Annotated in this window: 22 protein-coding genes; 19 read left to right on the top strand and 3 right to left on the bottom strand. The window is 70.8% G+C overall.

Annotation, left to right across the window (positions count from 1 at the left end):
- Nucleotides 1–483: 483 nt before the first annotated feature.
- From ABD671_RS04205 to ABD671_RS04135, 15 genes are all read left to right on the top strand, one after another.
- Entirely contained in the window at nucleotides 484–843 is a 360-nt protein-coding gene (locus ABD671_RS04205) for an NADH-quinone oxidoreductase subunit A (RefSeq protein ID WP_344731984.1), read from the top strand.
- 80 nt (nucleotides 844–923) lie between these two features.
- Nucleotides 924–1,478, top strand: a complete 555-nt coding sequence (locus tag ABD671_RS04200; RefSeq protein WP_344731983.1) for a NuoB/complex I 20 kDa subunit family protein — start codon at nucleotides 924–926, stop codon at nucleotides 1,476–1,478.
- On the top strand, nucleotides 1,475–2,227 hold the full coding sequence (locus ABD671_RS04195) for an NADH-quinone oxidoreductase subunit C (RefSeq protein WP_344731982.1): 753 nt from the start codon (nucleotides 1,475–1,477) through the stop codon (nucleotides 2,225–2,227). The genes ABD671_RS04200 and ABD671_RS04195 overlap by 4 nt, the downstream gene beginning before the upstream one ends.
- 1 nt (nucleotide 2,228) lies before the next feature.
- On the top strand, nucleotides 2,229–3,575 hold the full coding sequence (locus ABD671_RS04190) for an NADH-quinone oxidoreductase subunit D (protein WP_344731981.1): 1,347 nt from the start codon (nucleotides 2,229–2,231) through the stop codon (nucleotides 3,573–3,575).
- On the top strand, nucleotides 3,572–4,318 hold the full coding sequence (nuoE, locus tag ABD671_RS04185; protein WP_344731980.1) for an NADH-quinone oxidoreductase subunit NuoE: 747 nt from the start codon (nucleotides 3,572–3,574) through the stop codon (nucleotides 4,316–4,318). Before ABD671_RS04190 ends, nuoE begins: the two co-directional genes overlap by 4 nt.
- Nucleotides 4,311–5,630, top strand: a complete 1,320-nt coding sequence (gene nuoF, locus ABD671_RS04180; RefSeq protein WP_344731979.1) for an NADH-quinone oxidoreductase subunit NuoF — start codon at nucleotides 4,311–4,313, stop codon at nucleotides 5,628–5,630. Before nuoE ends, nuoF begins: the two co-directional genes overlap by 8 nt.
- Nucleotides 5,627–8,041, top strand: a complete 2,415-nt coding sequence (locus tag ABD671_RS04175; protein WP_344731978.1) for an NADH-quinone oxidoreductase subunit G — start codon at nucleotides 5,627–5,629, stop codon at nucleotides 8,039–8,041. The genes nuoF and ABD671_RS04175 overlap by 4 nt, the downstream gene beginning before the upstream one ends.
- Entirely contained in the window at nucleotides 8,038–9,390 is a 1,353-nt protein-coding gene (gene nuoH, locus ABD671_RS04170) for an NADH-quinone oxidoreductase subunit NuoH (RefSeq protein ID WP_344731977.1), read from the top strand. Before ABD671_RS04175 ends, nuoH begins: the two co-directional genes overlap by 4 nt.
- Nucleotides 9,390–9,974 (top strand): NADH-quinone oxidoreductase subunit NuoI, encoded by a 585-nt coding sequence (nuoI, locus tag ABD671_RS04165; RefSeq protein WP_344731976.1) that lies wholly within the window; start codon nucleotides 9,390–9,392, stop codon nucleotides 9,972–9,974. The genes nuoH and nuoI overlap by 1 nt, the downstream gene beginning before the upstream one ends.
- The gene (locus ABD671_RS04160; RefSeq protein ID WP_344731975.1) at nucleotides 9,971–10,750 is read left to right on the top strand and encodes an NADH-quinone oxidoreductase subunit J; all 780 of its coding nucleotides are present in this window, start codon (nucleotides 9,971–9,973) and stop codon (nucleotides 10,748–10,750) included. The genes nuoI and ABD671_RS04160 overlap by 4 nt, the downstream gene beginning before the upstream one ends.
- A gap of 5 nt (nucleotides 10,751–10,755) precedes the next feature.
- Nucleotides 10,756–11,052, top strand: a complete 297-nt coding sequence (gene nuoK, locus ABD671_RS04155) for an NADH-quinone oxidoreductase subunit NuoK (RefSeq protein ID WP_344731986.1) — start codon at nucleotides 10,756–10,758, stop codon at nucleotides 11,050–11,052.
- A 22-nt stretch (nucleotides 11,053–11,074) separates the two neighbouring features.
- On the top strand, nucleotides 11,075–13,006 hold the full coding sequence (gene nuoL / locus ABD671_RS04150) for an NADH-quinone oxidoreductase subunit L (protein ID WP_344731974.1): 1,932 nt from the start codon (nucleotides 11,075–11,077) through the stop codon (nucleotides 13,004–13,006).
- Nucleotides 13,003–14,583, top strand: coding sequence for an NADH-quinone oxidoreductase subunit M (locus ABD671_RS04145; RefSeq protein WP_344731973.1), 1,581 nt, complete (start codon nucleotides 13,003–13,005; stop codon nucleotides 14,581–14,583). Before nuoL ends, ABD671_RS04145 begins: the two co-directional genes overlap by 4 nt.
- The gene (nuoN, locus tag ABD671_RS04140) at nucleotides 14,583–16,184 is read left to right on the top strand and encodes an NADH-quinone oxidoreductase subunit NuoN (RefSeq protein ID WP_344731972.1); all 1,602 of its coding nucleotides are present in this window, start codon (nucleotides 14,583–14,585) and stop codon (nucleotides 16,182–16,184) included. Before ABD671_RS04145 ends, nuoN begins: the two co-directional genes overlap by 1 nt.
- A gap of 71 nt (nucleotides 16,185–16,255) precedes the next feature.
- On the top strand, nucleotides 16,256–17,188 hold the full coding sequence (locus ABD671_RS04135; protein WP_344731985.1) for a polyprenyl synthetase family protein: 933 nt from the start codon (nucleotides 16,256–16,258) through the stop codon (nucleotides 17,186–17,188).
- Between the two features lie 47 nt (nucleotides 17,189–17,235).
- On the opposite strand, the gene rarD is transcribed toward ABD671_RS04135, so the two are convergent.
- The 3 genes from rarD to ABD671_RS04120 all read right to left on the bottom strand — a co-directional run bounded on the left by rarD (nucleotide 17,236) and on the right by ABD671_RS04120 (nucleotide 21,203).
- Nucleotides 17,236–18,147 (bottom strand): EamA family transporter RarD, encoded by a 912-nt coding sequence (rarD, locus tag ABD671_RS04130; RefSeq protein ID WP_344731971.1) that lies wholly within the window; start codon nucleotides 18,145–18,147, stop codon nucleotides 17,236–17,238.
- 123 nt (nucleotides 18,148–18,270) lie between these two features.
- Nucleotides 18,271–19,356: a 2-oxoacid:ferredoxin oxidoreductase subunit beta gene (locus tag ABD671_RS04125; RefSeq protein ID WP_344731970.1), complete on the bottom strand. Its 1,086-nt coding sequence runs from the start codon at nucleotides 19,354–19,356 to the stop codon at nucleotides 18,271–18,273.
- Complete coding sequence (locus tag ABD671_RS04120) at nucleotides 19,353–21,203, bottom strand: 2-oxoacid:acceptor oxidoreductase subunit alpha (RefSeq protein WP_425574877.1); 1,851 nt, start codon at nucleotides 21,201–21,203, stop codon at nucleotides 19,353–19,355. The genes ABD671_RS04125 and ABD671_RS04120 overlap by 4 nt, the downstream gene beginning before the upstream one ends.
- 463 nt (nucleotides 21,204–21,666) lie before the next feature.
- Between ABD671_RS04120 and ABD671_RS04115 the strand changes: the two genes are divergently transcribed.
- Genes ABD671_RS04115 through ABD671_RS04100 form a run of 4 tightly spaced genes read left to right on the top strand, consistent with a single transcriptional unit; the run spans nucleotide 21,667 to nucleotide 25,375 of the window.
- Nucleotides 21,667–22,698 carry a sulfate ABC transporter substrate-binding protein gene (locus ABD671_RS04115; RefSeq protein WP_344731968.1) on the top strand — a complete coding sequence of 344 codons (1,032 nt, stop codon included), beginning with the start codon at nucleotides 21,667–21,669 and terminating at the stop codon, nucleotides 22,696–22,698.
- Nucleotides 22,698–23,579: a sulfate ABC transporter permease subunit CysT gene (cysT, locus tag ABD671_RS04110; RefSeq protein WP_344731967.1), complete on the top strand. Its 882-nt coding sequence runs from the start codon at nucleotides 22,698–22,700 to the stop codon at nucleotides 23,577–23,579. The genes ABD671_RS04115 and cysT overlap by 1 nt, the downstream gene beginning before the upstream one ends.
- Nucleotides 23,572–24,390, top strand: a complete 819-nt coding sequence (locus tag ABD671_RS04105; RefSeq protein WP_344731966.1) for a sulfate ABC transporter permease — start codon at nucleotides 23,572–23,574, stop codon at nucleotides 24,388–24,390. The genes cysT and ABD671_RS04105 overlap by 8 nt, the downstream gene beginning before the upstream one ends.
- A gap of 10 nt (nucleotides 24,391–24,400) precedes the next feature.
- Nucleotides 24,401–25,375: a sulfate/molybdate ABC transporter ATP-binding protein gene (locus tag ABD671_RS04100; RefSeq protein ID WP_344731965.1), complete on the top strand. Its 975-nt coding sequence runs from the start codon at nucleotides 24,401–24,403 to the stop codon at nucleotides 25,373–25,375.
- Nucleotides 25,376–25,532 lie beyond the last annotated feature (157 nt).

Here is a 25,532-nt window from a genome sequence, read left to right as displayed (position 1 = left end):
TGGCCGAGCTACTGGCAAACCCGCCAGCAGCATGACCGTTGCTACGACCACGTGACTCCGCCGGGAAGTTTCCCCTGAGAAGTGAGGGAGTCACCGGTGCACCGGTGATTCCGACGCACGTCTGCGCCCGCACCTGTCCAATCCCCGGTCCCCAGGTCCCACCGACGCGGGACGACGGGCCCGCGAGGGCGGGGCAGGCTCCCCTGACCGACCCCCGTGAGCACGCGAGAGGGTCGGGGTGCGGCCCTCCTCCCGGCGTCCTCCCGGCACGCCTGCGGACACCTGTCCGGCCGACGCATTTCGGCAACGATCGATTGACGTAAATGCGCAGGTCAGGACCGGATCCGTCCGAGCAGGGGGTGGGGTGGAGGTCGGGGTTCGGCAGTGGCAGTATGTGTCCCACGCCACTTCGTGATTCTCTTCACAAGGTCACATGCCGGACGTCGAGAGCCCCGTGCGGAGTGGAACGAGGAAGGAAGAGCGATGGGTCTGTACACCCCGGTTCTGGTGCTGGCGGCGCTCGCCGCCGGGTTCGCGATCTTCTCGATCCTGACCAGCCTGTTCGTCGGCCCCAAGCGCTACAACCGCGCGAAGCTCGACTCCTACGAGTGCGGCATCGAGCCCACGCCGCAGCCCGTCGGCGGCGGTCGCTTCCCGGTGAAGTACTACCTCGTGGCGATGCTCTTCATCGTCTTCGACATCGAGATCGCCTTCCTCTACCCCTTCGCCGTCCACCTCGACGCCATGCGGGCCTTCGGTCTGGTCGAGATGGCCCTCTTCGTGGCCACCGTGTTCGTCGCCTACGTCTACGTGTGGCGCCGCGGCGGCTTGGAGTGGGACTAGGCCGACGGGCGAAGGCCGAGCGTCCGCCACACGACCGCCACCACGACCACACGACCGCGGCACACGGAGGAGAACCAGGCATGGGTATCGAGGAGAAGCTCCCGAGCGGCGTACTGCTCACCTCGGTCGAAGGGCTGGCCGGCTACATGCGGAAGGCGTCGTTCTGGCCCGCGACCTTCGGTCTGGCCTGCTGCGCCATCGAGATGATGACCACGGGCGGCCCCAAGTACGACCTCGCCCGGTTCGGCATGGAGGTCTTCCGTGCCAGCCCCCGGCAGGCCGACCTCATGATCGTCGCCGGTCGCGTGAGCCAGAAGATGGCGCCGGTCCTGCGCCAGATCTACGACCAGATGCCCGACCCCAAGTGGGTGCTCGCCATGGGCGTGTGCTCCTCCAGCGGCGGCATGTTCAACAACTACGCGATCGTCCAGGGCGTCGACCACGTGGTGCCGGTCGACATGTACCTCCCCGGCTGCCCGCCGCGCCCGGAGATGCTCATCGACGCGATCCTCAAGCTGCACGACCAGGTGCAGCACACCAAGCTCGGCGCGAACCGCCAGGCCGAGATCATCGAGCAGGAGGCCGCCGCGCTGGCCGCCCTGCCCACCTCGGAGATGAAGGGCCTGCTCCGATGAGCGACGACGCCGTCACCCCCCAGGACACCCACACCGTCGAGGCCGGCGACTCCGGCGACTCCGGCGCGTCGGCCAGCCCCGCCCAGCTCGGCGAGCAGCAGGCGCTCGGCGAGCGGCACGGCATGTTCGGCGTCCGCGGCAGCGGCGACACCAGCGGCTACGGCGGCCTGGTCACCCAGATCGCCCTCCCGCCGGCGTCCCAGCGGCCCTACGGCGGCTGGTTCGACGACGTCGCCGACGCCCTCGAGCAGGCCACGGCCGCCGCCGGCGTCGAGCGCGCGATCGAGAGCGTCGTGGTCTTCCGCGGCGAGATCACCTTCCACGTGCGCCGCGAGCACCTGACCGCCGTCCTGCGGGCGCTGCGCGACGACGCGGCGCTGCGCTTCGAGCTCTCCAGCGGTGTCAGCGGCGTCCACTACCCCGGCGACACCGGCCGCGAGCTGCACGTGGTCTACCACCTGCTCTCGATGAGCACGAACCGTCGCATCCGGGTCGAGACCACCGCCCCCGACGCCGACCCGCACGTGCCCAGCACCGTGGCGATCTACCCGACCCACGACTGGCACGAGCGCGAGACCTACGACATGTTCGGCATCGTCTTCGACGGCCACCCCGCCCTCACCCGCATCCTCATGCCCGACGACTGGCCGGGCCACCCGCAGCGCAAGGACTACCCGCTCGGCGGGATCCCCGTGGAGTACAAGGGCGGCTCGGTGCCGCCTCCGGACCAGCGACGGAGCTACAACTGACATGAGCGCCGACATCAACGAGGACCTCTACGCCGGCTCGTCCGACACCACCGACGGCCGCGTCTTCACCGTCACCGGCCAGGACTGGGACTCCATCACCGCCGGTCTCGACATGGACGCCGACGAGCGCGTCGTCGTCAACATGGGTCCCCAGCACCCGTCCACCCACGGCGTGCTGCGGCTCATCCTCGAGCTGGAGGGCGAGACGGTCACCGAGGCCCGCTGCGGCATCGGCTACCTGCACACCGGCATCGAGAAGAACATGGAGTTCCGCACCTGGACGCAGGGCGTCACGTTCTGCACCCGGATGGACTACCTCTCGCCGTTCTTCAACGAGATGACCTACGTGCTCGGCGTCGAGAAGCTCCTCGAGGTCGAGGACCAGATCCCCGAGAAGGCTCAGGTCATGCGGGTGCTCCTCATGGAGCTCAACCGCATCTCCTCCCACCTGGTGGCCATCGCCACCGGCGGCATGGAGATCGGCGCGCTGACCGTCATGACCATCGGCTTCCGCGAGCGCGAGCTGGTGCTCGACCTCTTCGAGCTCATCACCGGCCTGCGCATGAACCACGCGTTCATCCGCCCCGGCGGCGTCGCCCAGGACCTCCCGCCCGGTGCGCTGGACGAGATCCGCGGCTTCATCGCCCTCATGCGCAAGCGGCTGCCCGAGTACGCCGACCTGTGCAACGCCAACCCGATCTTCAAGGGCCGCCTCGAGGGCGTCGGACACCTCGACCTCGAGGGCTGCCTCGCCCTCGGGCTCACCGGCCCGGTGCTGCGCAGCACCGGCTACCCGTGGGACCTGCGCAAGGTGCAGCCCTACTGCGGCTACGAGACCTACGACTTCGACGTCCAGACCTGGGACACCTGCGACTCCTACGGCCGCTTCCGGGTGCGCCTGAACGAGATGTGGGAGTCGCTGCGCATCGTCGAGCAGGCCGCCGACCGGCTCGCCAAGCTCGAGGGCGCGCCGGTGATGATCGCCGACAAGAAGATCGGCTGGCCCAGCCAGCTCGCGGTCGGCTCCGACGGCATGGGCAACAGCCTCGACCACATCCGCCACATCATGGGCGAGTCGATGGAGGCGCTGATCCACCACTTCAAGCTGGTGACCGAGGGCTTCCGGGTGCCGGCCGGCCAGGTCTACGTGCCGGTCGAGTCGCCGCGCGGCGAGCTCGGCGCCCACGTGGTCTCCGACGGTGGCACGCGCCCGTTCCGCGTGCACTTCCGCGACCCGTCCTTCACCAACCTCCAGGCCACCAGCGTGATGAGCGAGGGCGGCCAGGTCGCCGACGTCATCGTCGCCATCGCCTCCATCGACCCCGTCATGGGAGGAGTCGACCGATGACTATCGACCAGAAGACCCGCGAGGAACTGACCGAGATCGCGGGTCGCTACCCCGAGGCCCGTTCGGGACTGCTGCCCATGCTGCACCTCGTCCAGTCCGTCGAGGGCCGGGTCACCCCCGAGGGCATCGAGGCGTGCGCCGAGGTGCTCGGCATCAGCGCGGCCGAGGTCAGCGGCGTCGCGACCTTCTACACGATGTACAAGCGCAAGCCGGTCGGCGACTACCACGTCGGGGTGTGCACCAACACGCTGTGCGCGGTCATGGGCGGCGATGAGATCTTCAGCCGCCTCAAGGAGCACCTCGACGTCGGCAACGACGAGACCTCCGCCGACGGGAAGATCACCCTCGAGCACATCGAGTGCAACGCCGCGTGCGACTACGCGCCGGTGATGATGGTCAACTGGGAGTTCATCGACAACGCGACGCCGTCCTCGGCGGTCGAGCTGGTCGACGACCTCCGCGCCGGGCGCGAGCGGCACGCCACCCGCGGCCCGAAGCTGGCCACCTGGCGGGAGAACGAGCGGGTGCTCGCCGGTTTCCCCGACGGCCGCGTCGACGAGGGTCCGGGCGCCGGCCCGTCCAGCCTCGTCGGTCTCGGCATCGCCCGCGAGCGCGGGTGGACCGCTCCGGCCGCCGGCGGCACCGCCGCGGCCCCGCAGCCCGACACCGCCCTCGAGGCGGCCGCCCAGGCCGACACCTCGCGCGCGGAGTCCGAGACCCTGCAGGAGGACACCGATGACTGACACCGCGAGCACGCTGACCCCGGTCCTCACCGACACCTGGGACGCCGAGCGCTCCTGGACGCTGGCCACCTACGAGCAGCACGGCGGCTACCGCGCGCTGCGCAAGGCACTCGGCATGGCGCCCGACGACATCATCACCGCCGTCAAGGACTCCGGCCTGCGCGGCCGCGGCGGCGCAGGCTTCCCGACCGGCATGAAGTGGTCGTTCATCCCGCAGGACAACCCGAAGCCGAAGTACCTCGTCGTCAACGCCGACGAGTCCGAGCCGGGCACCTGCAAGGACATCCCGCTCATGATGGCCAGCCCCCACACCCTCGTCGAGGGCGTCATCATCAGCTCCTACGCCATCCGCGCCAACCGGGCCTTCATCTACATCCGCGGCGAGGTCGTGCACGTCATCCGCCGCGTGCAGGCCGCGGTCGCCGAGGCCTACGCCGCCGGGCACCTCGGGAAGAACATCCACGGCTCGGGCTACGACCTCGACGTCGTCGTCCACGCCGGTGCGGGCGCCTACATCTGCGGTGAGGAGACCGCGCTGCTCGAGGGTCTCGAGGGACGCCGCGGCCAGCCGCGCCTGCGTCCGCCGTTCCCCGCGGTGGCGGGCCTCTACGCCAGCCCGACGGTCATCAACAACGTCGAGTCGATCGCCTCGGTGCCCAGCATCATCGACCGGGGTGCGGAGTGGTTCGCCTCGATGGGCACCGAGAAGTCGGCCGGGTTCGGCATCTTCTCCCTCTCGGGGCACGTGAAGCGGCCCGGCCAGTACGAGGCTCCGCTCGGCATCACGCTGCGCCAGCTCATCGACCTCGCCGGCGGCATGCGCGAGGGCCACGAGCTGAAGTTCTGGACCCCGGGTGGCTCCTCCACCCCGCTGCTCACGCCCGAGCACCTCGACATCCCGCTCGACTTCGAGGGCGTGGGGGCTGCCGGGTCGATGCTCGGCACCCGTGCGCTCCAGCTCTTCGACGACACCGTGTGCGTCGTCCGGGCGGTGCTGCGCTGGACCGAGTTCTACAAGCACGAGTCGTGCGGCAAGTGCACGCCGTGCCGCGAGGGCACGTGGTGGCTGGTCCAGACCCTGGCCCGCCTCGAGCGCGGCGAGGGCAGCGAGGCCGACCTCGATCTGCTGCTCGACCAGTGCGACAACATCCTCGGGCGCTCGTTCTGCGCCCTCGGCGACGGCGCCACTAGCCCGATCTCCAGCTCCATCAAGTACTTCCGCGAGGAGTACCTCGCCCACCTCACCCACGGCGGCTGCCCCTTCGACCCCGCCCGATCGACCGCCTGGGCCGGTCAGGAGGTCCCCGCATGACCGCCGTCGAGAACACCCCGCAGGCCGTCGACCTGGTCACCGTCACCATCGACGGCATCCAGGTCTCGGTCCCCAAGGACACCCTGGTCATCCGCGCCGCCGAGCAGGTCGGCGTCCAGATCCCGCGGTTCTGCGACCACCCGCTGCTCGCGCCCGTCGGCGCCTGCCGCCAGTGCCTGGTCGACGTCCCGGACGCCGGCAACGGCCGCGGCTTCCCCAAGCCCCAGGCCTCCTGCACCCTGCCGGTCGCCGACGGCATGGTGGTGAGCACCCAGCGCACCAGCGAGGTCGCCGACAAGGCCCAGCAGGGCGTCATGGAGTTCCTCCTCATCAACCACCCGCTCGACTGCCCGGTCTGCGACAAGGGCGGCGAGTGCCCGCTGCAGAACCAGGCGATGTCCAACGGCCGCGAGGAGTCCCGCTTCGCCGCGACGGCCGGGGTGAAGCGAACCTTCCCCAAGCCGATCAACCTCAGCCCGCAGGTGCTGCTCGACCGCGAGCGCTGCATCGTGTGCCAGCGCTGCACCCGCTTCGCCGCCGAGATCCCGGGCGACCCCTTCATCGCCCTGGCCGAGCGCGGCGCCCAGCAGCAGATCGGCATCGCGGAGGATGCCCCGTTCCTGTCCTACTTCTCCGGCAACGTCATCCAGATCTGCCCGGTCGGCGCGCTCACCTCGGAGTCCTACCGCTTCCGGTCGCGCCCCTTCGACCTCATCTCCACCCCGAGCGTCGCCGAGCACGACGCCTGCGGTGCGGCCATCCGCGTCGACCACCGTCGCGGCAAGGTGATGCGCCGCCTCTCCGGCGACGACCCCGAGGTCAACGAGGAGTGGATCACCGACAAGGACCGCTTCGCCTTCACCTACGCCACCCAGGCCGACCGGCTCGCCCACCCGCTGGTGCGCGACCGCGTCGAGGACGGCGGCGACGGCGAGCTGCGTCCGGCGTCGTGGACCGAGGCGTTCGCCGTGGCGGCCCGCGGGCTCGCGGCGGCCGGCGGCAGCGCCGTGCTCACCGGCGGCCGGCTGACCGCCGAGGACGCCTACGCCTACGCGAAGTTCGCCCGCGTCAACCTCGGCACCAACGACATCGACTTCCGGGCCCGGCCGCTCTCGGCTGAGGAGACCGCGTTCCTCGGTGCCCACGTGGTGCTGAAGCGCGAGGTCGAGTACGCCGACCTCGACGCCGCGCGCACCGTCGTCCTCGTGGGCCTGGAGCCCGAGGACGAGGCCGGCACCCTGTTCCTGCGGCTGCGCAAGGCGGTGCGCCACCACGGCCTGAAGGTCGTCACGGTCGCGCCGTTCCTCTCGCGCGGCTCGGCGAAGCTGGGGGCCACGCTCGTGCGGGCCGTGCCCGGTGAGGAGGGTCTCGCCCTCGAGGACGCCGCCGGCGAGCTCGCGCTCGGCGCGGACGCCGTCCTGCTGGTCGGCGAGCGCCTGGCCACCTCGGCGGGCGCCCTCTCCGCGGCCGCCGCCCTGGCCGAGCGCACCGGCGCCAAGCTGGCCTGGGTGCCGCGCCGCGCCGGCGACCGCGGTGCGGTCGAGGCCGGCTGCCTGCCCACGCTCCTCCCCGGCGGCCGCCCGGTCGGCGACGCTGCCGCCCGTGTCGACGTCGCCACCTCGTGGGGCGTCGACTCCCTGCCCGAGCGGCCGGGCCGCGACGCCGACGCGATCGTCGCCGCCCTCGCCGCCGGCGAGCTCGGCGGGCTGGTGATCGCCGGCGTCGACCCGCGCGACACCGCCGACCCGGCCGCCACCCGCGCCGCGATCGAGGCGGCGTCCTTCGTGGTGGCCCTCGAGATCCGCGAGACCGAGGTGACCCGCGCCGCCGACGTCGTCTTCCCCGTCGCCCCGGCCTCCGACAAGGCGGGCACGTTCGTCACCTGGGAGGGCCGCCCGCGGCCCTTCGAGCAGGTGCTCGCCAACCCGGCGTCCCTGCCTGACCTGCGCGCCCTCTCCGGCATCGCCGACGAGCTCGCGGCCCTCGGGCACGGCCGCCGCCTCGGCTTCCGCACCGTCGCCGAGGCGCGTGCGGAGATGACCCAGCTCGGCCCGTGGGACGGCGCCCGGCTCACCCTCGCCGGCGTCCCGACCGCGGCCGCGCCCGCCGGGCCCGGCTCGGCACTGGCGACCTGGAAGCAGCTGATCGACAACGGCTCGATGCAGGACGGCGACAAGTACCTCGCCGCCACCGCGCGCGTGCCCGTCGCGAAGGTCTCCGCCACGGTGCTGGCCGCCGTCGGCGAGACCGTCGTGCTCACCGGCGACCGCGGGTCGGTCACCCTGCCGGCCGAGGCCGCCGACCTGCCCGACGACGTCGTGTGGGTGCCGGCCAACTCCTTCGGCGCCGGCGTCCTGGCCGATCTCGCCTCGCCCGGCAGCCGGGTGACGGTGAAGGGAGTGGAGCAGTGATCCTGGCCACCGCGGTGAAGACCGCCGACGACCTCTCCGACTTCGGGCACGACCCCTGGTGGGTGATCCTGCTCAAGGCGGTGCTCATCTTCCTGGTGCTGGTGCTGCTCACCCTGTTCAACATCTGGTGGGAGCGCCGGGTCGTGGCGCGCATGCAGCACCGCATCGGCCCCAACGTGCACGGCCCCTTCGGCCTGCTCCAGTCGTTGGCCGACGGCGCGAAGCTGATGTTCAAGGAGGACATCATCCCGACCGCCGCCGACCGGGTCGTCTTCATCACCGCGCCGATCCTGTCGGTGGTGCCGGCGTTCGTGACCTTCTCGGTCATCCCGTTCGGCCCCGAGGTGAAGATCCCCTTCACCGACACCTACACCCGCCTCCAGCTCACCGACATGCCGGTCGCGGTGCTGTTCGTCATGGCGGTGGCCTCGATCGGCATCTACGGCATCGTGCTCGGCGGCTGGTCGAGCGGCTCGACCTACTCGCTGCTCGGCGGCCTGCGCTCGAGCGCCCAGATGATCTCCTACGAGGTCGCGATGGGCCTCGCGCTGGTCGCGGTGTTCATCTACGCCGGCTCCATGTCGACCTCGGCGATCGTCGACGCCCAGGACGACCTCTGGTTCGGCCTGATCCTCGTGCCGTCGTTCGTCATCTACGTGATCGCGATGATCGGCGAGACCAACCGGGCGCCCTTCGACCTCCCCGAGGCCGAGGGCGAGCTCGTCGGCGGCTTCCACACCGAGTACAGCTCGATCAAGTTCGCGCTGTTCTTCCTCGCCGAGTACGTCAACATGGCGACCGTCTCGGCGCTGGCCACCACCCTGTTCCTCGGCGGGTGGCGCGCGCCCTTCTGGATCGACAGCTTCTGGGCCGGCGCCAACCAGGGCTACTGGCCGGTGCTGTGGTTCTTCGGCAAGGTCCTGTTCTTCATCTTCATCTTCATCTGGCTGCGCGGCTCCCTGCCCCGCCTGCGCTACGACCAGTTCATGGCGTTCGGCTGGAAGCGCCTCATCCCGGTCTCGCTGGCCTGGATCTTCGCGGTCGCCACGCTCCGCGTCGCGCGCCTCGAGGGCTGGTTCGACCAGCGCAACCTGCTCATCCTCATCGGCGCCGCGCTCGTGGTCTTCCTCGGGCTGTTCTTCGTCGGCGAGAAGACCCCCGAGGACGACGCCACCGCGGTCGCCGTCCCGGTCACGCCGCGCGCCGGCGGGTTCCCGACCCCGCCGATGCCGGCGGGCGGCGCCGTCCGCGGTGCCGCCGCCCCGCTCACCTTCCCGACCCGACCCGTCGGGTCGGCCGCCGGCACCGCCACCGGCACCGCCACCGCCACCGGCCCCGAGGAGAACTGATGGCCGACCGACCCTCCGAGGGCAAGACCCTCAAGGAGCAGTTCTGGGACCCCGTCGCGGGGTTCGGCGTCACCTTCCGCACCATGTTCAAGAAGGTCGTCACCGAGCAGTACCCCTTCGAGAAGATGCCGACGGCGCCCCGCTTCCACGGGCGGCACCAGCTCAACCGCTGGCCCGACGGCCTGGAGAAGTGCGTCGGGTGCGAGTTGTGTGCCTGGGCGTGCCCGGCCGACGCGATCTACGTCGAGGGTGCCTCGAACACCGACGACGAGCGGTTCAGCCCCGGTGAGCGCTACGGCCGCGTCTACCAGATCAACTACCTGCGCTGCATCCTGTGCGGCCTGTGCATCGAGGCGTGCCCCACGCGCGCGCTCACGATGACCAACGAGTACGAGCTGGCCGACGACAACCGCGCCGACCTCATCTACGAGAAGTCCGACCTCCTCGCGCCGCTGCTGCCCGGCATGGAGCAGCCGCCGCACCCGATGCGCCTGGGCGCCGACGAGGGCGACTACTACCGCGGTGCCTACGCGGTCTCGCCGAAGGAGACCGGCACGGTCGCCGCGACGGGGGAGGCCTCGTGACCGCCTTCTGGATCCTCGCCCCGATCATGGTGATCGCCGCGCTCGGCATCCTCGTGGTGCGCCGCGCGGTGCACGCCGCGCTGCTGCTGGCGGTCGTGATGCTCTCGCTGTCGGTGCTCTACCTGGCCGCCGACGCGCCCTTCCTCTTCGCGGTGCAGATCATCGTCTACACCGGCGCCATCCTCATGCTGTTCCTCTTCGTGCTCATGCTCGTCGGCGTCGACGCCTCCGACTCCGTGGTCGAGACGATCCGCGGCCAGCGGGTCATCGCCGCGATCGGCGGGCTCGCCCTCGGCGTCCTGCTGCTGTTGGGCCTCACCCAGCTCAGCCTCGGCCCGGCCGTCGGCCTCGACGGCGCCAACGAGGGCGGCAACATCCAGGGCCTCGCCAACGTGATCTTCAGCCGCTACGTGTTCGCCTTCGAGGCCACCAGCGCGCTGATCATCACCGCGGCCGTCGGTGCGATGGTGCTGGCCCACCGCGAGCGGCTCACGCCGAAGAAGTCGCAGGCCGACCTCGCCGCCGAGCGGCTGCGCGAGTACGCCGAGACCGGACGCCACCTCGGTCCGCTGCCTCCTCCGGGCACCTACGCCCGGCACAACGCCGTCGACACCCCGGCCCTGCTGCCCGACGGCACGCCGTCCGAGCTGTCGGTCTCGCGGGTGCTGGCCGCGCGCGGCACGGTGCGCAACGCCCCCGACCTCGCCGACGACATCGAGCAGATCAACGCCACGCTCGAGCCCGGCGCGAGCGCTCCCGCCCAGGAGGACGCGTGAACGACATGACCCAGGCCTACGTGGGGCTCTCCTCGATCCTGTTCACCATCGGCGCCGTCGGCGTGCTGGTGCGCCGCAACGCGATCGTCGTGTTCATGTGCGTCGAGCTGATGCTCAACGCCTCGAACCTCGCCCTCGTGGCCTTCGCCCGCCAGCACGGCAACCTCGAGGGGCAGGTGGCCGCCTTCTTCGTGATGGTCGTCGCCGCCGCCGAGGTGGTCGTGGGCCTCGCGATCATCATGACCATCTTCCGCTCCCGCCGGTCGGCCTCGGTCGACGACGCGAGCCTGCTGAAGTACTGACGGGACGGGTGAGTTCACGACCATGTTCGCTCTGAACGAGGCCACCTCCATCCCGGTGGTCGATCCCGCCTCGGCCAGCGGCGTGTTCAGCCTCCTGTGGCTGATCATCGCCCTGCCCCTGGCCGGTGCGGCGATCCTGCTGCTCGGCGGCCGGCGCACCGACCCGTGGGGGCACCTGCTGGCCACCGCGATGCCGATCGGCTCCTTCATCATCAGCCTGGCGATGTTCGTCTCGGCCGCCGGCAAGGAGGAGGGCGAGCGCCAGTACGTCCAGCACCTGTGGAACTGGGTCGACGTCGGCAGCCTGCACGTCGGCATGGACCTGCTCTACGACCCGCTCTCGGCGCTGTTCCTGCTGCTGATCACCGGCGTCGGATCGCTCATCCACGTCTACTCGATCGGCTACATGGAGCACGACGAGCGCCGTCGCCGCTTCTTCGCCTACCTCAACCTCTTCGTCGCCGCGATGCTCATGCTGGTGCTCGCCGAGAACTACCTCGGCGTGTTCCTCGGCTGGGAGGGCGTCGGCCTGGCGTCCTACCTGCTCATCGGCTTCTGGCAGCACAAGCACTCCGCGGCCGCCGCGGCCAAGAAGGCCTTCGTCATCAACCGTGTCGGCGACATCGGTCTGAGCCTCGGCATCGCGCTGATGTTCACGACCTTCTCCACCACGAGCTTCACCGAGGTCAGCGCGCTCGCGGGCGGTGCCTCGGAGAAGACGCTCACCGCGATCGGCGTCCTGCTGCTGCTCGGCGCGTGCGGCAAGTCCGCGCAGGTGCCGCTCCAGGCCTGGCTGCTTGACGCGATGGAGGGTCCGACCCCGGTCTCGGCGCTCATCCACGCCGCCACCATGGTCACCGCCGGCGTCTACCTCGTCGTCCGCTCGAACTTCATCTTCGAGCGGGCACCCGACGCCCAGACCGTCGTGGTCGTGGTCGCCACCGTGACACTCCTGTGGGGTGCGGTCATCGGCTGCGCGAAGGACGACATCAAGAAGGCGCTCGCCGGCTCCACGATGAGCCAGATCGGCTACATGATGCTCGGCGCCGGCCTCGGCGTCGCGGGCTACGCCTTCGCGATCTTCCACCTCATCACCCACGGCTTCTTCAAGGCCAACATGTTCCTCGGTGCCGGCTCGGTCATGCACGGCATGGACGACGACGTGAACATGCGCCACTACGGCGCCGTGCGCACCGCGATGCCGGTCACCTTCCTCACCTTCGCGATGGGCTACCTGGCGATCATCGGGTTCCCCGGCTTCTCCGGCTTCTGGTCGAAGGACAAGATCATCGAGACCGCGCTGACCGAGAACTGGATCGTCGGCCTGTGCGCGCTCCTCGGCGCCGGCGTCACCGGCTTCTACATGACCCGCCTCATGCTGATGACCTTCGTGGGCCAGAAGCGCTGGCAGCCCGGCGTCCACCCGCACGAGTCGCCGAAGGTCATGACCGGTCCGCTCATCGTGCTGGCCGCGCTCTCGGTGCTCGGCGGCGTCCTGCTCGCCGGCGACTGGATCGTCGACTGGCTCGCCCCGGTCGTCGGTACCCACGCCCACGAGGAGCCGCCGATCCCGGCGCTGGCGATCACCGCGATCGCCGTCCTCGTCGTCGCGGTCGGCGTCGGCATCGCCTGGATGCTCTTCGGGCAGCGCCCGATCCCCGACACCGCCGCGGAGGACGTCTCCTTCGCCACCCGGGCGGCCCGCGCCGACCTGTACGGCGACGCGATCAACGACGCCGTCGTCGTCCGGCCGGGCACGGCCCTCGTCGGTGCGGTGCTGCGCACCGACGGCGTCGTCGTCGACCGCACCCTGACCGGCGGTCCGGTGCTCGTCGGCGGTCTCGGAGGGCTCCTGCGCCGGGCCCAGACCGGCTACGTCCGCTCCTACGCGGCCTCGATCCTCGGCGGCTCGCTCGTCGTGGTCGTGGCCCTCCTGGTGGTGAACTTCTCGTGAGCTTCCCGATCCTGACCACGGCGGTCGCCGTGCCGCTCGTCGGGGCGGTGGTCACCGCCGCGGCACCCCGCCTCGGTGTCGCGTCGGCGGCGGCGATCAAGCAGCTCGGCCTGCTGTTCTCCGGCATCGCGCTCGTGCTCGGCGTCGTCATGGCCGCGCAGTACGAGACCGACGGCGGTCTGCAGTTCACCGAGACCCACACCTGGATCGAGGCCCTGGGCGTCCACTACGCGCTCGGTGTCGACGGCCTGAGCCTGCTGATGGTGCTGCTCACCGTCGTCCTCGTGCCGATCGTGCTGCTCGCCTCCTGGCACGACGCCGACCACATCGCCGAGCGCGAGGGCGACTCCTTGGGCACCACGGCCACCTTCGTGGCCTGGGCCCTGGCGCTGGAGGGTCTCTCGCTCGCGGTGTTCGCGGCCAGCGACGTGTTCCTCTTCTACGTCGTCTTCGAGGCCACGCTGATCCCGGCGTACTTCCTCATCGGCTCCTTCGGCCACGGCGACCGCGGCTTCGCCGCCCTGAAGTTCCTCATGTACCAGCTCGGCGGCGGCCTCGTGCTGCTCGCCGGCGTCATCGGGCTCTACGTCGTCTCGGCGCAGAACGGCACCCCGAGCTACCTCGTCTCCGATCTGGCCAACCTGCCGATCGACCGCGAGGCGGGCCGCTGGCTGTTCGTCGCCTTCTTCATCGCCTTCGCCGTGAAGGCGCCGCTGTTCCCGGTGCACACCTGGTTGGCCGACACCACCCAGCGGGCCACGCCCGGCACGAGCGTCCTGCTCGTCTGCGTGCTCGACAAGATCGGCACCTACGGCATGCTGCGCTTCTGCCTGGGGCTCTTCCCCGAGGCCTCGCAGTGGGCGACCCCGGTCGTGGTCACCCTCGCCCTGATCTCGATCGTGTACGGCGCGCTGCTGGCGATCGGTCAGGACGACGTGCTGCGGCTCATCGGCCTGACCTCGCTGAGCCACTTCGGGTTCATCACCCTCGGCATCTTCGCCTTCAGCAGCCAGGGCCAGTCCGGGGCGATCCTCTACATGGTCAACCACGGCATCGGCACCGCCGCGCTGTTCATCGTCGCGGGCTACCTCATCCGCCGTCGCGGCACCACGCTCATCAGCGAGATGGGCGGCTTCGAGAAGGCGACGCCAGTGCTCGCCGGCGTGTTGCTGGTCGCCGGTCTGGCCACGCTGTCGCTGCCCGGCCTGAGCCCCTTCATCTCCGAGCTGCTGGTGATCATCGCGGCCTTCGACCAGCACTGGTGGGTCGGCGCGGTCGCGGTGTCGGGCATCGTGCTCGCGGCCATCTACGTGCTGTGGGCCTACCAGCGCATCATGACCGGCCCACCGCGTGAGGACGCCGGCGAGGTGCGCGACCTCGGCGTCCGCGAGATCGCGGCCGTCGTCCCGCTCGTCGCGCTGCTGATCGGTCTGGGCTTCTACCCCAGGCCGCTCTTCGAGGCCAGCAACCCCTACGTCAGCGACCTCATGCAGCACGTCGGGGTCACCGACGACGCGCCGTCGGTCGATCCCGCGATCTACGAGGCCGGCCACGACCAGGCGGAGGAGAACAACTGATGGAGTTCACCAAGCCCACGATCGAGTACGCGCAGCTCTGGCCGCTCATGCTCGTCCTCGGCGCCGCCTGCGTCGGGGTCGCCCTCGAGGCGTTCCTCCCGCGCGGTCGCCGGCTCCTCCCGCAGCTCGGCCTCACCCTGGGCGCCCTCGTGGCGGCCCTGGTCGGCACGATCGTCGTCGCCCGCGGGCTCGACCCCGTCGGCGGCCCGACGTCCGAGGGCGGCGGTCGCGGCATCGTCGGGGCCATGGGCTCGGTCGCCGTCGACGGCCCGGCGGTCTTCTTCTGGGGCCTCATCCTGATCTTCGCCATCGGCGGTGCGCTGCTGTTCGCCGAGCGTCGTCTCGACGGCGGGGTCTCGGCCTTCGCCGGCCAGGCCGCCACCGTGCCGGGCACCGAGGCCGAGAAGGCCACCCAGGACCTCGAGCACACCGAGATCTTCCCGCTGCTGCTCTTCGCGGTGGGCGGCATGATGCTCTTCCCCGCGGCCGACGACCTGCTCACGATGTTCGTCGCGCTGGAGGTGCTGAGCCTCCCGCTCTACCTGCTGTGCGGTCTGGCGCGTCGGCGCCGGCTGCTGAGCCAGGAGGCGGCGATGAAGTACTTCCTCCTCGGCGCGTTCTCCTCGGCGTTCTTCCTCTACGGGCTCGCGCTCATCTACGGCTACGCCGGCTCGATGCAGCTCGCTGCCATCGATGCAGCGATCCGCAACGACTCCGACAACCGCGCCCTGCTGGTCATCGGTCTCGGCATGCTGTGCGTCGGGCTGTTCTTCAAGGTCGGTGCCGTCCCGTTCCAGGCCTGGACCCCCGACGTCTACCAGGGCGCGCCGACCGCGGTCACCGCCTTCATGTCGGCCGGCACCAAGATCGCGGCCTTCGGCGCGATCCTGCGCCTGCTCTACGTCGGCTTCGGCGCCGACCGCTGGACCTGGCAGCCGATGCTGTGGATCGTCGCGATCCTCTCGATGGTCGTCGGCGCCGTCCTCGCGATCGCCCAGACCGACGTCAAGCGCATGCTGGCCTACTCCTCGATCGCGCACACCGGCTTCCTGCTCACCGGCGTGCTCGGCGCCCAGCCCTTCAGCGAGCTGGCGAAGGGGCAGGTCACCTCGCTCCAGGCCGTGCTCTTCTACCTGACCACCTACGGTTTCGCGATGCTCGGTGCCTTCGCGATCGTGAGCCTGGTGCGCGACGCCTCGGGCGAGTCGAACTCGATCGCCCGCTGGGCGGGTCTCGGACGCCGTTCGCCTTTGGTCGCCGGTGCGTTCGCGTTCTTCCTGCTCTCGATGGCCGGCATCCCGCTGACGGCCGGCTTCGTCGGCAAGTGGGCCGTGTTCACCGTCGCCATGTCGGCCGGTGCGTGGCCCGTCGTCCTGGTGGCGATCGGGTCGAGCATCGTGGCGGTGTTCTTCTACGTGCGCCAGATCCGGGTGATGTTCTTCGTCGAGCCGGCGGCCGACGCCGACATCGCCACCGTCACCCGGCCCTCGTTGCTCACCTCGGCGACCATCGCGGTCGGCCTGCTCGGCACCGTCGTCCTGGGCATCGTGCCCGGCCCGGTTCTCGATCTCGCCGCCCATGCGGGACAATTCGTCAGGTGAGCTCCCCGCAGTCCGTCGCCCTCGCCCTCCCCGTCACCGACGAGGCCCTGGCCGAGCGGCTCCGGAGCCGGATGGCGCTGGTCGAGGACGCTCTCGCGGGCCACGTGCGGGGTCGTACGGCCTACGTCAGCGAGGCCGCCAGCCACCTGCTCGCCGCCGGCGGCAAGCGGTTCCGTCCGCTGCTGGTGCTGCTCGCGGCCGAGGCCGGCCCCCGGCCCGACGCCCCCGAGGTGCTCACCGCCGCCTGCGTCGTGGAGATCACCCATCTCGGCTCGCTCTACCACGACGACGTCATGGACGAGGCCGCCCTGCGCCGCGGCGCCGACTCGGCGAACTCCCGCTACGACAACCTGGTCGCGATCCTCACCGGCGACTTCCTCTTCGCCCGCTCCTCCGAGCTCACCGCCGAGCTCGGCGCCGACGCGGTGCGCATCCAGGCCCAGACCTTCACCCGGCTCGTCGAGGGCCAGATCCTCGAGACGGTCAAGCCCGGCCCGGGGGAGGACCCGCTCGCCCACTACCTGGAGGTCGTGGCGGGCAAGACCGGCTCGCTGATCGCCACCTCGGCCCGCTACGGCGCCCGGTTCAGCGGTGCGGGCCCGGAGATCGAGGAGGCCCTGGCCGCCTACGGCGAGATCGTCGGCGCCGCGTTCCAGCTCTCCGACGACATCCTCGACATCGCCTCCGAGAGCGACGAGTCGGGCAAGACGCCCGGCACCGACCTCCGCGAGGGCGTGCCGACGCTGCCGGTGCTCATGGCGCAGGCCTCCAGCGACCCCGCCGATGCCCGGCTGCTGGAGCTGCTCGGCGCTCCGCTGGTCGACGACGACCTGCACGCCGAGGCCCTCGACCTGCTGCGCAAGCACCCCGCGATGGACCAGGCCCGCAGCTACGTCGTCGGTGAGGCCCAGCGCGCCAAGGCGCTGCTCGGCGTCCTGCCCGAGGGTCCGGTGCGTGCCGCCCTCGAAGCCTTCGCCGACCTCGTGGCGCTCCGCACCGCCTGAGCCGCTGCCGGAGCCGCTGCCGGAGCCGCTGGCCGGCGCCGGAGGTCTCAGGCCGCGGTCGAGGCCCCGACGCCGAGCTCGACGGACCGGCGCTGATGCCGCACGGCCTCGACGGTGAAGAGCACGAGCGCCGCCCACACGAGCGCGAAGCCGATCCAGCGGCCGGTCGGCATCGTCTCGTGGAACCACGTGATGCCGAGCAGGAACTGCAGGATCGGGGCGAGGTACTGCAACAGTCCGAGGGTCACCAGCGGCACGCGTGTGGCGGCCGCGCCGAAGCACATCAGCGGGACCGCGGTGACCACGCCCGCCGAGGCCAGCAGCAGCGCATGACCGGTGCCCTCGGTGCCGAAGGTCGAGGAACCGCCGGCCGCCAGGACCGCGAGATAGCCGATCGCGAGGGGAGCCAGGAACGAGGTCTCCACGGTGAGGCTCTCGATGGCGCCGACGCCGGCCGACTTCTTGGCCAGTCCGTAGGTGCCGAAGGAGAACGCGAGCACCAGCGCGATCCACGGCGGGTGGCCGTAGTCGACGGCCAGGACCAGCACCGCGACGGCGGCGATGCCGAGGGCCGCCCACTGGAGGAGGCGCAACCGCTCGCGCAGCACGATCACGCCGAGCAGGACCGTGACCAGCGGGTTGATGAAGTAGCCCAGCGCGGTCTCGACGACGTGGTCGTGGGTGACGCCGTAGATGTAGGTGCCCCAGTTCGAGGTGATGGTGACCGCGGCCCCGAGCAGGAGCAGCCGGGTGCGCCGATCGGCGACCACCGCGCGGACGGCGGCCGTACGGCGACCGATCGCGACGATGAGCCACATCGTGATCAGCGACCACAGCACGCGGTGGGCGAGCACCTCGATCGCGCCGGCCGGCTCGAGCAGCGGGAAGTAGAGCGGGAAGGCGCCCCACATGACGTAGGCGGCGACGCCCAGCAGCACCCCGCGTCGTGACTCACCCACGCCGCGACCCTACGGCCTGGGACGGCGTGGGAACGACCCCGGGAACGACCCGGGGAACGACCCCGGGAACGACCAGGGCCCCGAGGCGATGCCTCGGGGCCCCGGTGCGGAGCGTCGGACGGGTCAGACCACGGTCCAGGTGTCGCCGCCGCCGATGAGGCCGGCCAGCCGCTCGCGCGCGTCGCCGCTCGCCGCCGACGTGGCCGAGGCGACCTGGGCGCGGGCCTGGTCGTCGTAGGTCGGCCGCTCGACCTGCCGGAAGATGCCGATCGGGGCCTGGTGGAGCACCCCGGCGTCGGTGAGCCGGCTGATGGCGAACGCGGTGGTCGGGTCGGGGTTGTGGGCGTCGTGCACCAGCAGCGCCGACTCGCCGACGTCGGCGACGTCGACGACCTTCACCCCGCCGGTGGCCTGGTCGCGCACCAGTCCGCGAGCGCCCTCGGCGCCGAAGCGGATCGGCTCACCGTGGACGAGCGGGATGATCGCGTCGGCCTTGGTGTCGGCGTCCTTGATGGCGTCGAAGGCGCCGTCGTTGAAGATCGGGCAGTTCTGGTAGATCTCGACCAGCGAGGTGCCGCGGTGGGCGGCCGCGGCGGCCAGCACCGAAGTGAGGTGCTTGCGGTCGGAGTCGACGGTGCGGGCCACGAAGGTGCCCTCGGCGCCGAGCGCGAGCGAGATCGGGTTGAACGGGTGGTCGACCGAGCCCATCGGGGTCGACTTGGTGATCTTGCCGGCCTCGGAGGTCGGGGAGTACTGGCCCTTGGTGAGGCCGTAGATGCGGTTGTTGAACAGCAGGATCGTCATGTTGACGTTGCGGCGCAGCGCGTGGATCAGGTGGTTGCCGCCGATCGAGAGCGCGTCGCCGTCACCGGTGACGACCCAGACCGAGAGGTCCTCGCGGGCGGTGGCCAGGCCGGTCGCGATCGACGGCGCACGGCCGTGGATCGAGTGCATGCCGTAGGTGTCGAGGTAGTACGGGAAGCGGCTGGAGCAGCCGATGCCCGAGACGAACACGATGTTCTCGCGGCGCAGGCCGAGGTCGGGCAGGAAGGACTGCACGGCCTTGAGGACGGCGTAGTCGCCGCACCCGGGGCACCAGCGCACCTCCTGGTCGCTGGAGTACTCCTTGGCGCTCTGCGGGCCGTCGGCGGTCGGGACGAGCTCGACGCCGGAACGCAGCCCGGGCACCCCCAGGTCGATGGCGGTCATCGTGCGGACTCCTTCTCGGTCGCGGGGGTGAGGTCGACGGTGACGCCCTCGGCCTGGGCGACGAGCTCGCCGATGGCCTGGGCGAGGTCGGCGGCCTTCAGCGGCAGGCCGCGCACCTGGTTGTAGCCCTGGGCGTCGACGAGGTACTTCGCGCGCAGCAGCATCGAGAGCTGGCCGAGGTTCATCTCGGGCACGAGCACCTTGTCGTAGCCCTTGAGGATCTCGCCGAGGTCCTTCGGGAACGGGTTGAGGTGGCGCAGGTGCACCTGGGCGACGTTGAAGCCGGCCTTGCGCACCCGGCGGACGCCGGCGCCGATGGGGCCGTAGGTCGAGCCCCAGCCGATCACCAGCACCTTGGCCTCGCCGCTCGGGTCGTCGACGACCAGCGGCGGCAGCGACTCGGCGATGCGGTCGATCTTGGCCTGCCGGGTACGGACCATGAGGTCGTGGTTGGCGGGGTCGTAGGAGATGTTGCCGTGGCCGTCGCCCTTCTCCAGGCCGCCGATGCGGTGCTCGAGGCCCGGCGTGCCCGGGATCGCCCACGGGCGGGCCAGGGTCTCGGGGTCGCGGTCGTAGGGGCGGAAGGCGGCGTCGTCCTGCTCGCGGGGGGCTGCGAAGCCCGGCTCGATGACGGGCAGCTCGGAGAGCTCCGGGATGCGCCACGGCTCCGAGCCGTTGGCCAGGTAGCCGTCGGAGAGCAGGAACACCGGGGTGCGGTAGGTGACGGCGATGCGCGCGGCCTCCAGCGCGGCGTCGAAGCAGTCGCCGGGCGACTGCGGCGCGACGACCGGCACCGGCGCCTCGCCGTTGCGGCCGAACATCGCCTGGAGCAGGTCGGCCTGCTCGGTCTTGGTGGGCAGACCGGTGGAGGGGCCGCCGCGCTGGACGTTGACGATGACCAGCGGCAGCTCGGTCATCACCGCGAGGCCGATGGTCTCCGACTTCAGCGCGACACCGGGGCCGGAGGTGGTGGTGACGGCGAGCTGGCCGGCGAAGGCCGCGCCGAGCGCGGAGCCGATGCCGGCGATCTCGTCCTCGGCCTGGAAGGTCGTGACGCCGAACGCCTTGTGCTTGCTCAGCTCGTGGAGGATGTCGGAGGCCGGCGTGATCGGGTAGGAGCCGAGGAAGACCGGCAGCTCCGACTGGACACCGGCCGCCACCAGGCCGTAGGCCAGGGCGAGGTTGCCGGTGATGTTGCGGTAGGTGCCCGGCGCCATCGGGGCCGGCTTCACCTCGTACTGCACCGCGAAGGTCTCGGTGGTCTCGCCGAAGTTCCAGCCCGACTTGAAGGCCGTGATGTTGGCGTCGCGGATGTCGGGCACCTTGGCGAACCGCTTGGAGAGGAACGCCTCGGTCGGCTCGGTCGGGCGCCCGTACATCCAGGAGAGCAGGCCGAGGGCGAACATGTTCTTCGCGCGGGCGGCGTCCTTGCGGGAGAGCCCGAACTCCTTGACGGCCTCGACCGTCATGCCGGTGAGGTCGATGGGGTGCACGGCGAACTCGCCGAGGATCGAGCCGGCGTCACCGAGGGAGTCCAGCGGGTTCGCCTCGTACCCGGCCTTCTGCAGGTTGCGGGCGGAGAAGTCGTGGGTGTCGACGATGATCGTGGCGCCCTTGGGCAGGTCGCCGAGGTTGGCCTTCAGGGCCGCCGGGTTCATCGCCACCAGGACGTCGGGCGCGTCGCCCGCGGTGAGGATGTCGTGGTCGGCGAAGTGGACCTGGAAGGAGGAGACGCCGGGGATCGTGCCCTGGGGGGCGCGGATCTCGGCCGGGAAGTTCGGCAGCGTGACGAGGTCGTTGCCGAAGACCGCGGACTCCTGGGTGAACCGGTCACCCGTCAGCTGCATGCCGTCGCCGGAGTCGCCCGCGAAGCGGATGATCACCCGGTCGAGCTGCTTGACCTGCTTGGACACCTGTCTCCTCGGTTCTGCGTGCCGTGTGGGACGGCGCTGCGAGGACGGGCAGACGCCCGTCCCGGGGATGCTACTGGCGCTCGCCGATAACTGGAACGTGTTGCAGTTTCAGGCGCAGCGGCGGCCGTGGGGCGGCCGACTGTCCACTGTAGGTCGGCCCCGGAGTCGACCGGAGCCGATCCGTCATCCGGACAGCCGTCCGGGTCGGCCGTTCGCCGGGTGTCGCCGGGGTAGCGCCGGCGGTCCGCTGTGCACGGATCCGCCGAGGGGAGGGTCGATTCGCCCTGGAGCGCTCAAGTCCATTAATCTGCGCGACATTGCTGAACAAGTCGAGTCGCTCTGTTCGATCGGTCTCGACCCGTAAGTCCCGGGTGCGGGGCAGGAAAGTGGTGCAACCATGAAGAAGCTGAAGTCCGCTGCGGCGCTCGCCGCCGTCGGCGTTCTGGCGCTCACCGGGTGCTCGGGTGGCTCGAGCGACGCCCAGGCCATCAACGTCAACGCGTTCTCGGTCATGGAGGCGGCCAACGAGCCCGTCTTCGCCGACTTCGAGAAGACCGACGCCGGCAAGGACGTCGAGTTCAAGACCTCCTACGGCGCCTCCGGCGACCAGAGCCGCGCCGTCGCGGCCGGTGCTGCCGCCGACGTCGTCCACTACTCCCTCGAGACCGACATCACGCGTCTGGTCGACGAGGGCCTGGTGGCCAAGGACTGGAAGGACAACGCCACCGACGGCATCGCGACCTCCTCGGTCGTCGTCCTCGTGGTGCGCAAGGGCAACCCGCTGGGCATCACCGGCTGGGACGACCTGATCAAGCCGGGCGTGAAGATCATCACCCCGAACCCGGGTTCGTCGGGCTCCGCGCGCTGGAACATCCTGGCCGCCTGGGCGCACATCGTCGGCAACGGCGGCTCCGAGGCCGAGGCCAAGGACTTCGTCACCAAGCTCCTGGGCAACACCATCGCGCTGCCGGGCTCGGGTCGCGAGGCCACCACCGCCTTCACCGACGGGTCGGGCGACGTCCTGCTCTCGTACGAGAACGAGGCGATCCTCGCGCGTCAGAGCGGCGCCGACATCGACTACATCGTCCCCGACGACACCCTGCTCATCCAGAACCCGGCCGCGGTCACCGTCGACGCCTCGGACGCCGCGAAGTCGTTCCTGGAGTTCATGACCAGCCCCGAGGCCCAGGCCGACTACGCGCAGTCCGGCTTCCGTCCGGTCATCGACGGGGTCGACGTGGGTGACGTGCAGGGCGCCAACGACCCGGCCGACCCGTTCCCGACGCCGGCGAAGCTCTTCACCATCGACGACACCTTCGGTGGCTGGGGCGAGGCGGCCGACAAGTTCTTCGGTGACGGCGAGGACGGCAACCCGCTGGGCATCATCACCGAGCTGCAGCAGTCGACCGGCAAGACCGGCGACGAGTGATGGCCGGCCCCGGCCTCGCCGGGGTCGAGAACGCGACCGCGCCGGCGTCCCCCTCGGGACGCCGGCCGCGGCGCGTCCGCCGTACGACCCCGCGCAACACCCTCACCGCCGGATCGGGCCTCGGGCTCGGCCTGGCCATGGTGTGGTTCAGCATCCTCGTGCTCCTGCCCCTGGCCGCCGTCGTGGCGACCGCGGGTGAGAACGGCCTGAGCCGCTACCTCGACGTCCTGCGCAACGACCAGACCTGGGCGGCGGTCACCCTGACCGTCGGACAGTCCGCCCTGGTCACCCTGGTGAACGTGCTCGTCGGCACGATCATCGCCTGGGTGCTGGTGCGCGACTCCTTCTGGGGCAAGGGACTGCTCAACGTCGTCATCGACATCCCCTTCGCCCTGCCCACCATCGTGGCCGGCCTGGTGCTGCTCTCCCTCTACGGCCCGCAGAGCCCGATCGGCGTCCACGCGGCGTTCACCCGCTACGCCGTGTTCCTGGCCCTGGCGTTCGTGACGCTGCCCTTCATCGTCCGCACGGTGCAGCCGGTGCTGGAGGAGCTCGACACCGACGTCGAGGAGGCGGCGGCGTCCCTGGGTGCCGGTCGCGGTGTCATCTTCCGGCGGATCATCCTGCCGGCGCTGACCCCCGCCATCACCGCGGGCGCCGCGCTGTCCTTCGCCCGGGCGATCTCGGAGTACGGCTCGCTGGTGCTGCTGAGCGGCAACAAGCCGTACAGCACCGAGGTCGTCTCCGTGCGCGTGCTCACCTTCATCGAGAACGGCAACAACGCCTCGGCCGCGGCGCTCGCCTCGGTGATGCTCGCCGTCGCGCTGCTGGTGATCGTGCTGCTCGACATCGTCCAGAGGCGGGTGGCGCGCCGTGGCTAGGACCGTCACCGTCTCCAAGCCGACGACCTGGCTGCTGCGCCTGATCGCCGTCACCTACGTGTTCTTCCTGGTGGCCTGGCCGGTGGGCCTGCTGGTGCGCCGCACCTTCAGCAACGGCCTGACGAACCTCACCGACGCCCTCTCCGACGAGAAGGTCGTCGGCGCCCTCCAGCTGACGGCGGTCGTCGCCGGCTGGGCGGTCGTGATCAACCTCGTCTTCGGCGTCACGATCTCGATCCTGTTGGTGCGCTTCGAGTTCCCCGGCAAGCGGGTGCTCTCGGCGCTCGTCGACCTGCCGCTCTCGGTCTCGCCGGTGGTGGTCGGTCTGGCGCTGGTCCTCGCCTACAACGGCCGCGACGGCCTGGTCGGCCCGGCGCTGGAGGATGGAGGGCTCCAGATCATCTTCGCCACCCCCGGCATGATCATGGCGACCTGCTTCGTGGCTCTGCCGCTGGTGATCCGCGAGGTCGTGCCGACCCTCACCGAGATCGGCGACGACCAGGAGCAGGCCGCCCGCAGCCTCGGGGCCAGCGCGCCGCAGACCTTCTGGCGCATCACCCTGCCGAGCATCAAGTGGGCCGTCATCTACGGCGTCGTCCTCAGCCTCGGCCGTGCCGTCGGCGAGTTCGGCGCGGTGAAGGTCGTCTCCGGCAACATCACGAACGAGACCCAGACCGCGACCCTGCTGGTCGAGGCGAAGTACCAGAACTTCCAGCAGGACCAGGCGTACGCGATCGCCTTCCTGCTGATCCTGGTCAGCGTCGCCTGCCTGCTGGTCGTCGCCTTCCTGCGTCCCAAGAACGAGAAGTGAGGGATCTTCGATGAGTATCGAGGTCAAGGGGCTCAACAAGTCCTTCGGCGACTTCGTCGCCCTGCACGATGTGAACGTCTCGCTGCCCACCGGTCAGCTCACCGCACTGCTGGGTCCCTCCGGCGGCGGCAAGTCCACGCTGCTGCGCATCATCGCCGGACTCGACACCGCCGACTCCGGCACGGTGACGATCGAGGGCACCGAGGCCACCCACCTGCCGCCGCAGAAGCGCAACGTCGGGTTCGTCTTCCAGCACTACGCGGTCTTCAAGCACATGACGGTGGCCAAGAACGTCGCCTTCGGCCTGGAGATCCGCAAGCGCCCGAAGGCCGAGATCGCCGAGAAGGTCGACGAGCTGCTCAAGCTCGTGCACCTCTCGCAGTTCGCCGGGCGGCTGCCCGCCCAGCTCTCCGGCGGCCAGCGCCAGCGCATGGCGCTGGCGCGGGCGCTGGCGGTCGAGCCGAGCGTCCTGCTGCTCGACGAGCCGTTCGGCGCCCTCGACGCGAAGGTCCGCAAGGAGCTGCGCGACTGGCTGCGGCGCCTGCACGACGAGGTGCACGTGACGACGGTGTTCGTGACCCACGACCAGGAGGAGGCCCTCGAGGTCGCCGACGAGATCGTGGTCATCAACAACGGCCGGGTCGAGCAGGTCGGCTCGCCCGACCAGCTCTACGACGAGCCGGCCAACGACTTCGTCATGGGCTTCCTCGGCGAGATCACCCGCCTCGGGCCGGTCATGCTGCGGCCGCACGACATCCTCGTGTCGACCTCGCCCGTGCCCGGCGCCGTCCAGGGCACCGTCTCGCGCGTGCTCCGGGTCGGCTTCGAGGTGCGCGTCACCGTCGACACCCCCGACGGGGAGACCCTCGTCGTCATGACCCGCACCCACGCCCGCAGCCTCGGGTTGGACACCGGCAGCACCCTCTGGCTCTCACCCGAGCCCGGTGCCACGACCGTGTCCGCGGCCGCCACCGCGGCCCTCTGAGACGGGGGACGTCGCACCCACGTCCCCCCGGCCCGGCCCGGCCCCCTCGGGGAGTCGGGCCGGGTCTTCTCGTGCCGGCTGCCGGCTGCAGGTTTCCCCGGTCAGCCGGGGCGCTTTCGGGCGGTCAGTGCAACAGGAGGTCGGTGATGACCTCTGA

This window comes from Nocardioides fonticola, from assembly GCF_039536805.1.
Taxonomy (GTDB): Bacteria; Actinomycetota; Actinomycetes; order Propionibacteriales; family Nocardioidaceae; genus Nocardioides; species Nocardioides fonticola.
This window is presented reverse-complemented; position numbering and strand designations above follow the sequence as displayed.

Excerpts from the sequence above, each read along its gene's own strand:
- ABD671_RS04205 (WP_344731984.1), top strand. The coding sequence starts at position 484 with ATGGGTCTGTACACCCCGGTTCTGGTGCTGGCGGCGCTCGCCGCCGGG.
- ABD671_RS04200 (WP_344731983.1), top strand. The coding sequence starts at position 924 with ATGGGTATCGAGGAGAAGCTCCCGAGCGGCGTACTGCTCACCTCGGTC.
- ABD671_RS04195 (WP_344731982.1), top strand. The coding sequence starts at position 1,475 with ATGAGCGACGACGCCGTCACCCCCCAGGACACCCACACCGTCGAGGCC.
- ABD671_RS04190 (WP_344731981.1), top strand. The coding sequence starts at position 2,229 with ATGAGCGCCGACATCAACGAGGACCTCTACGCCGGCTCGTCCGACACC.
- nuoE (WP_344731980.1), top strand. The coding sequence starts at position 3,572 with ATGACTATCGACCAGAAGACCCGCGAGGAACTGACCGAGATCGCGGGT.
- nuoF (WP_344731979.1), top strand. The coding sequence starts at position 4,311 with ATGACTGACACCGCGAGCACGCTGACCCCGGTCCTCACCGACACCTGG.
- ABD671_RS04175 (WP_344731978.1), top strand. The coding sequence starts at position 5,627 with ATGACCGCCGTCGAGAACACCCCGCAGGCCGTCGACCTGGTCACCGTC.
- nuoI (WP_344731976.1), top strand. The coding sequence starts at position 9,390 with ATGGCCGACCGACCCTCCGAGGGCAAGACCCTCAAGGAGCAGTTCTGG.
- nuoK (WP_344731986.1), top strand. The coding sequence starts at position 10,756 with ATGACCCAGGCCTACGTGGGGCTCTCCTCGATCCTGTTCACCATCGGC.
- nuoL (WP_344731974.1), top strand. The coding sequence starts at position 11,075 with ATGTTCGCTCTGAACGAGGCCACCTCCATCCCGGTGGTCGATCCCGCC.
- nuoN (WP_344731972.1), top strand. The coding sequence starts at position 14,583 with ATGGAGTTCACCAAGCCCACGATCGAGTACGCGCAGCTCTGGCCGCTC.
- ABD671_RS04135 (WP_344731985.1), top strand. The coding sequence starts at position 16,256 with ATGGCGCTGGTCGAGGACGCTCTCGCGGGCCACGTGCGGGGTCGTACG.
- ABD671_RS04125 (WP_344731970.1), bottom strand. The coding sequence starts at position 19,356 with ATGACCGCCATCGACCTGGGGGTGCCCGGGCTGCGTTCCGGCGTCGAG.
- ABD671_RS04120 (WP_425574877.1), bottom strand. The coding sequence starts at position 21,203 with ATGCAGCTGACGGGTGACCGGTTCACCCAGGAGTCCGCGGTCTTCGGC.
- ABD671_RS04115 (WP_344731968.1), top strand. The coding sequence starts at position 21,667 with ATGAAGAAGCTGAAGTCCGCTGCGGCGCTCGCCGCCGTCGGCGTTCTG.
- cysT (WP_344731967.1), top strand. The coding sequence starts at position 22,698 with ATGGCCGGCCCCGGCCTCGCCGGGGTCGAGAACGCGACCGCGCCGGCG.
- ABD671_RS04100 (WP_344731965.1), top strand. The coding sequence starts at position 24,401 with ATGAGTATCGAGGTCAAGGGGCTCAACAAGTCCTTCGGCGACTTCGTC.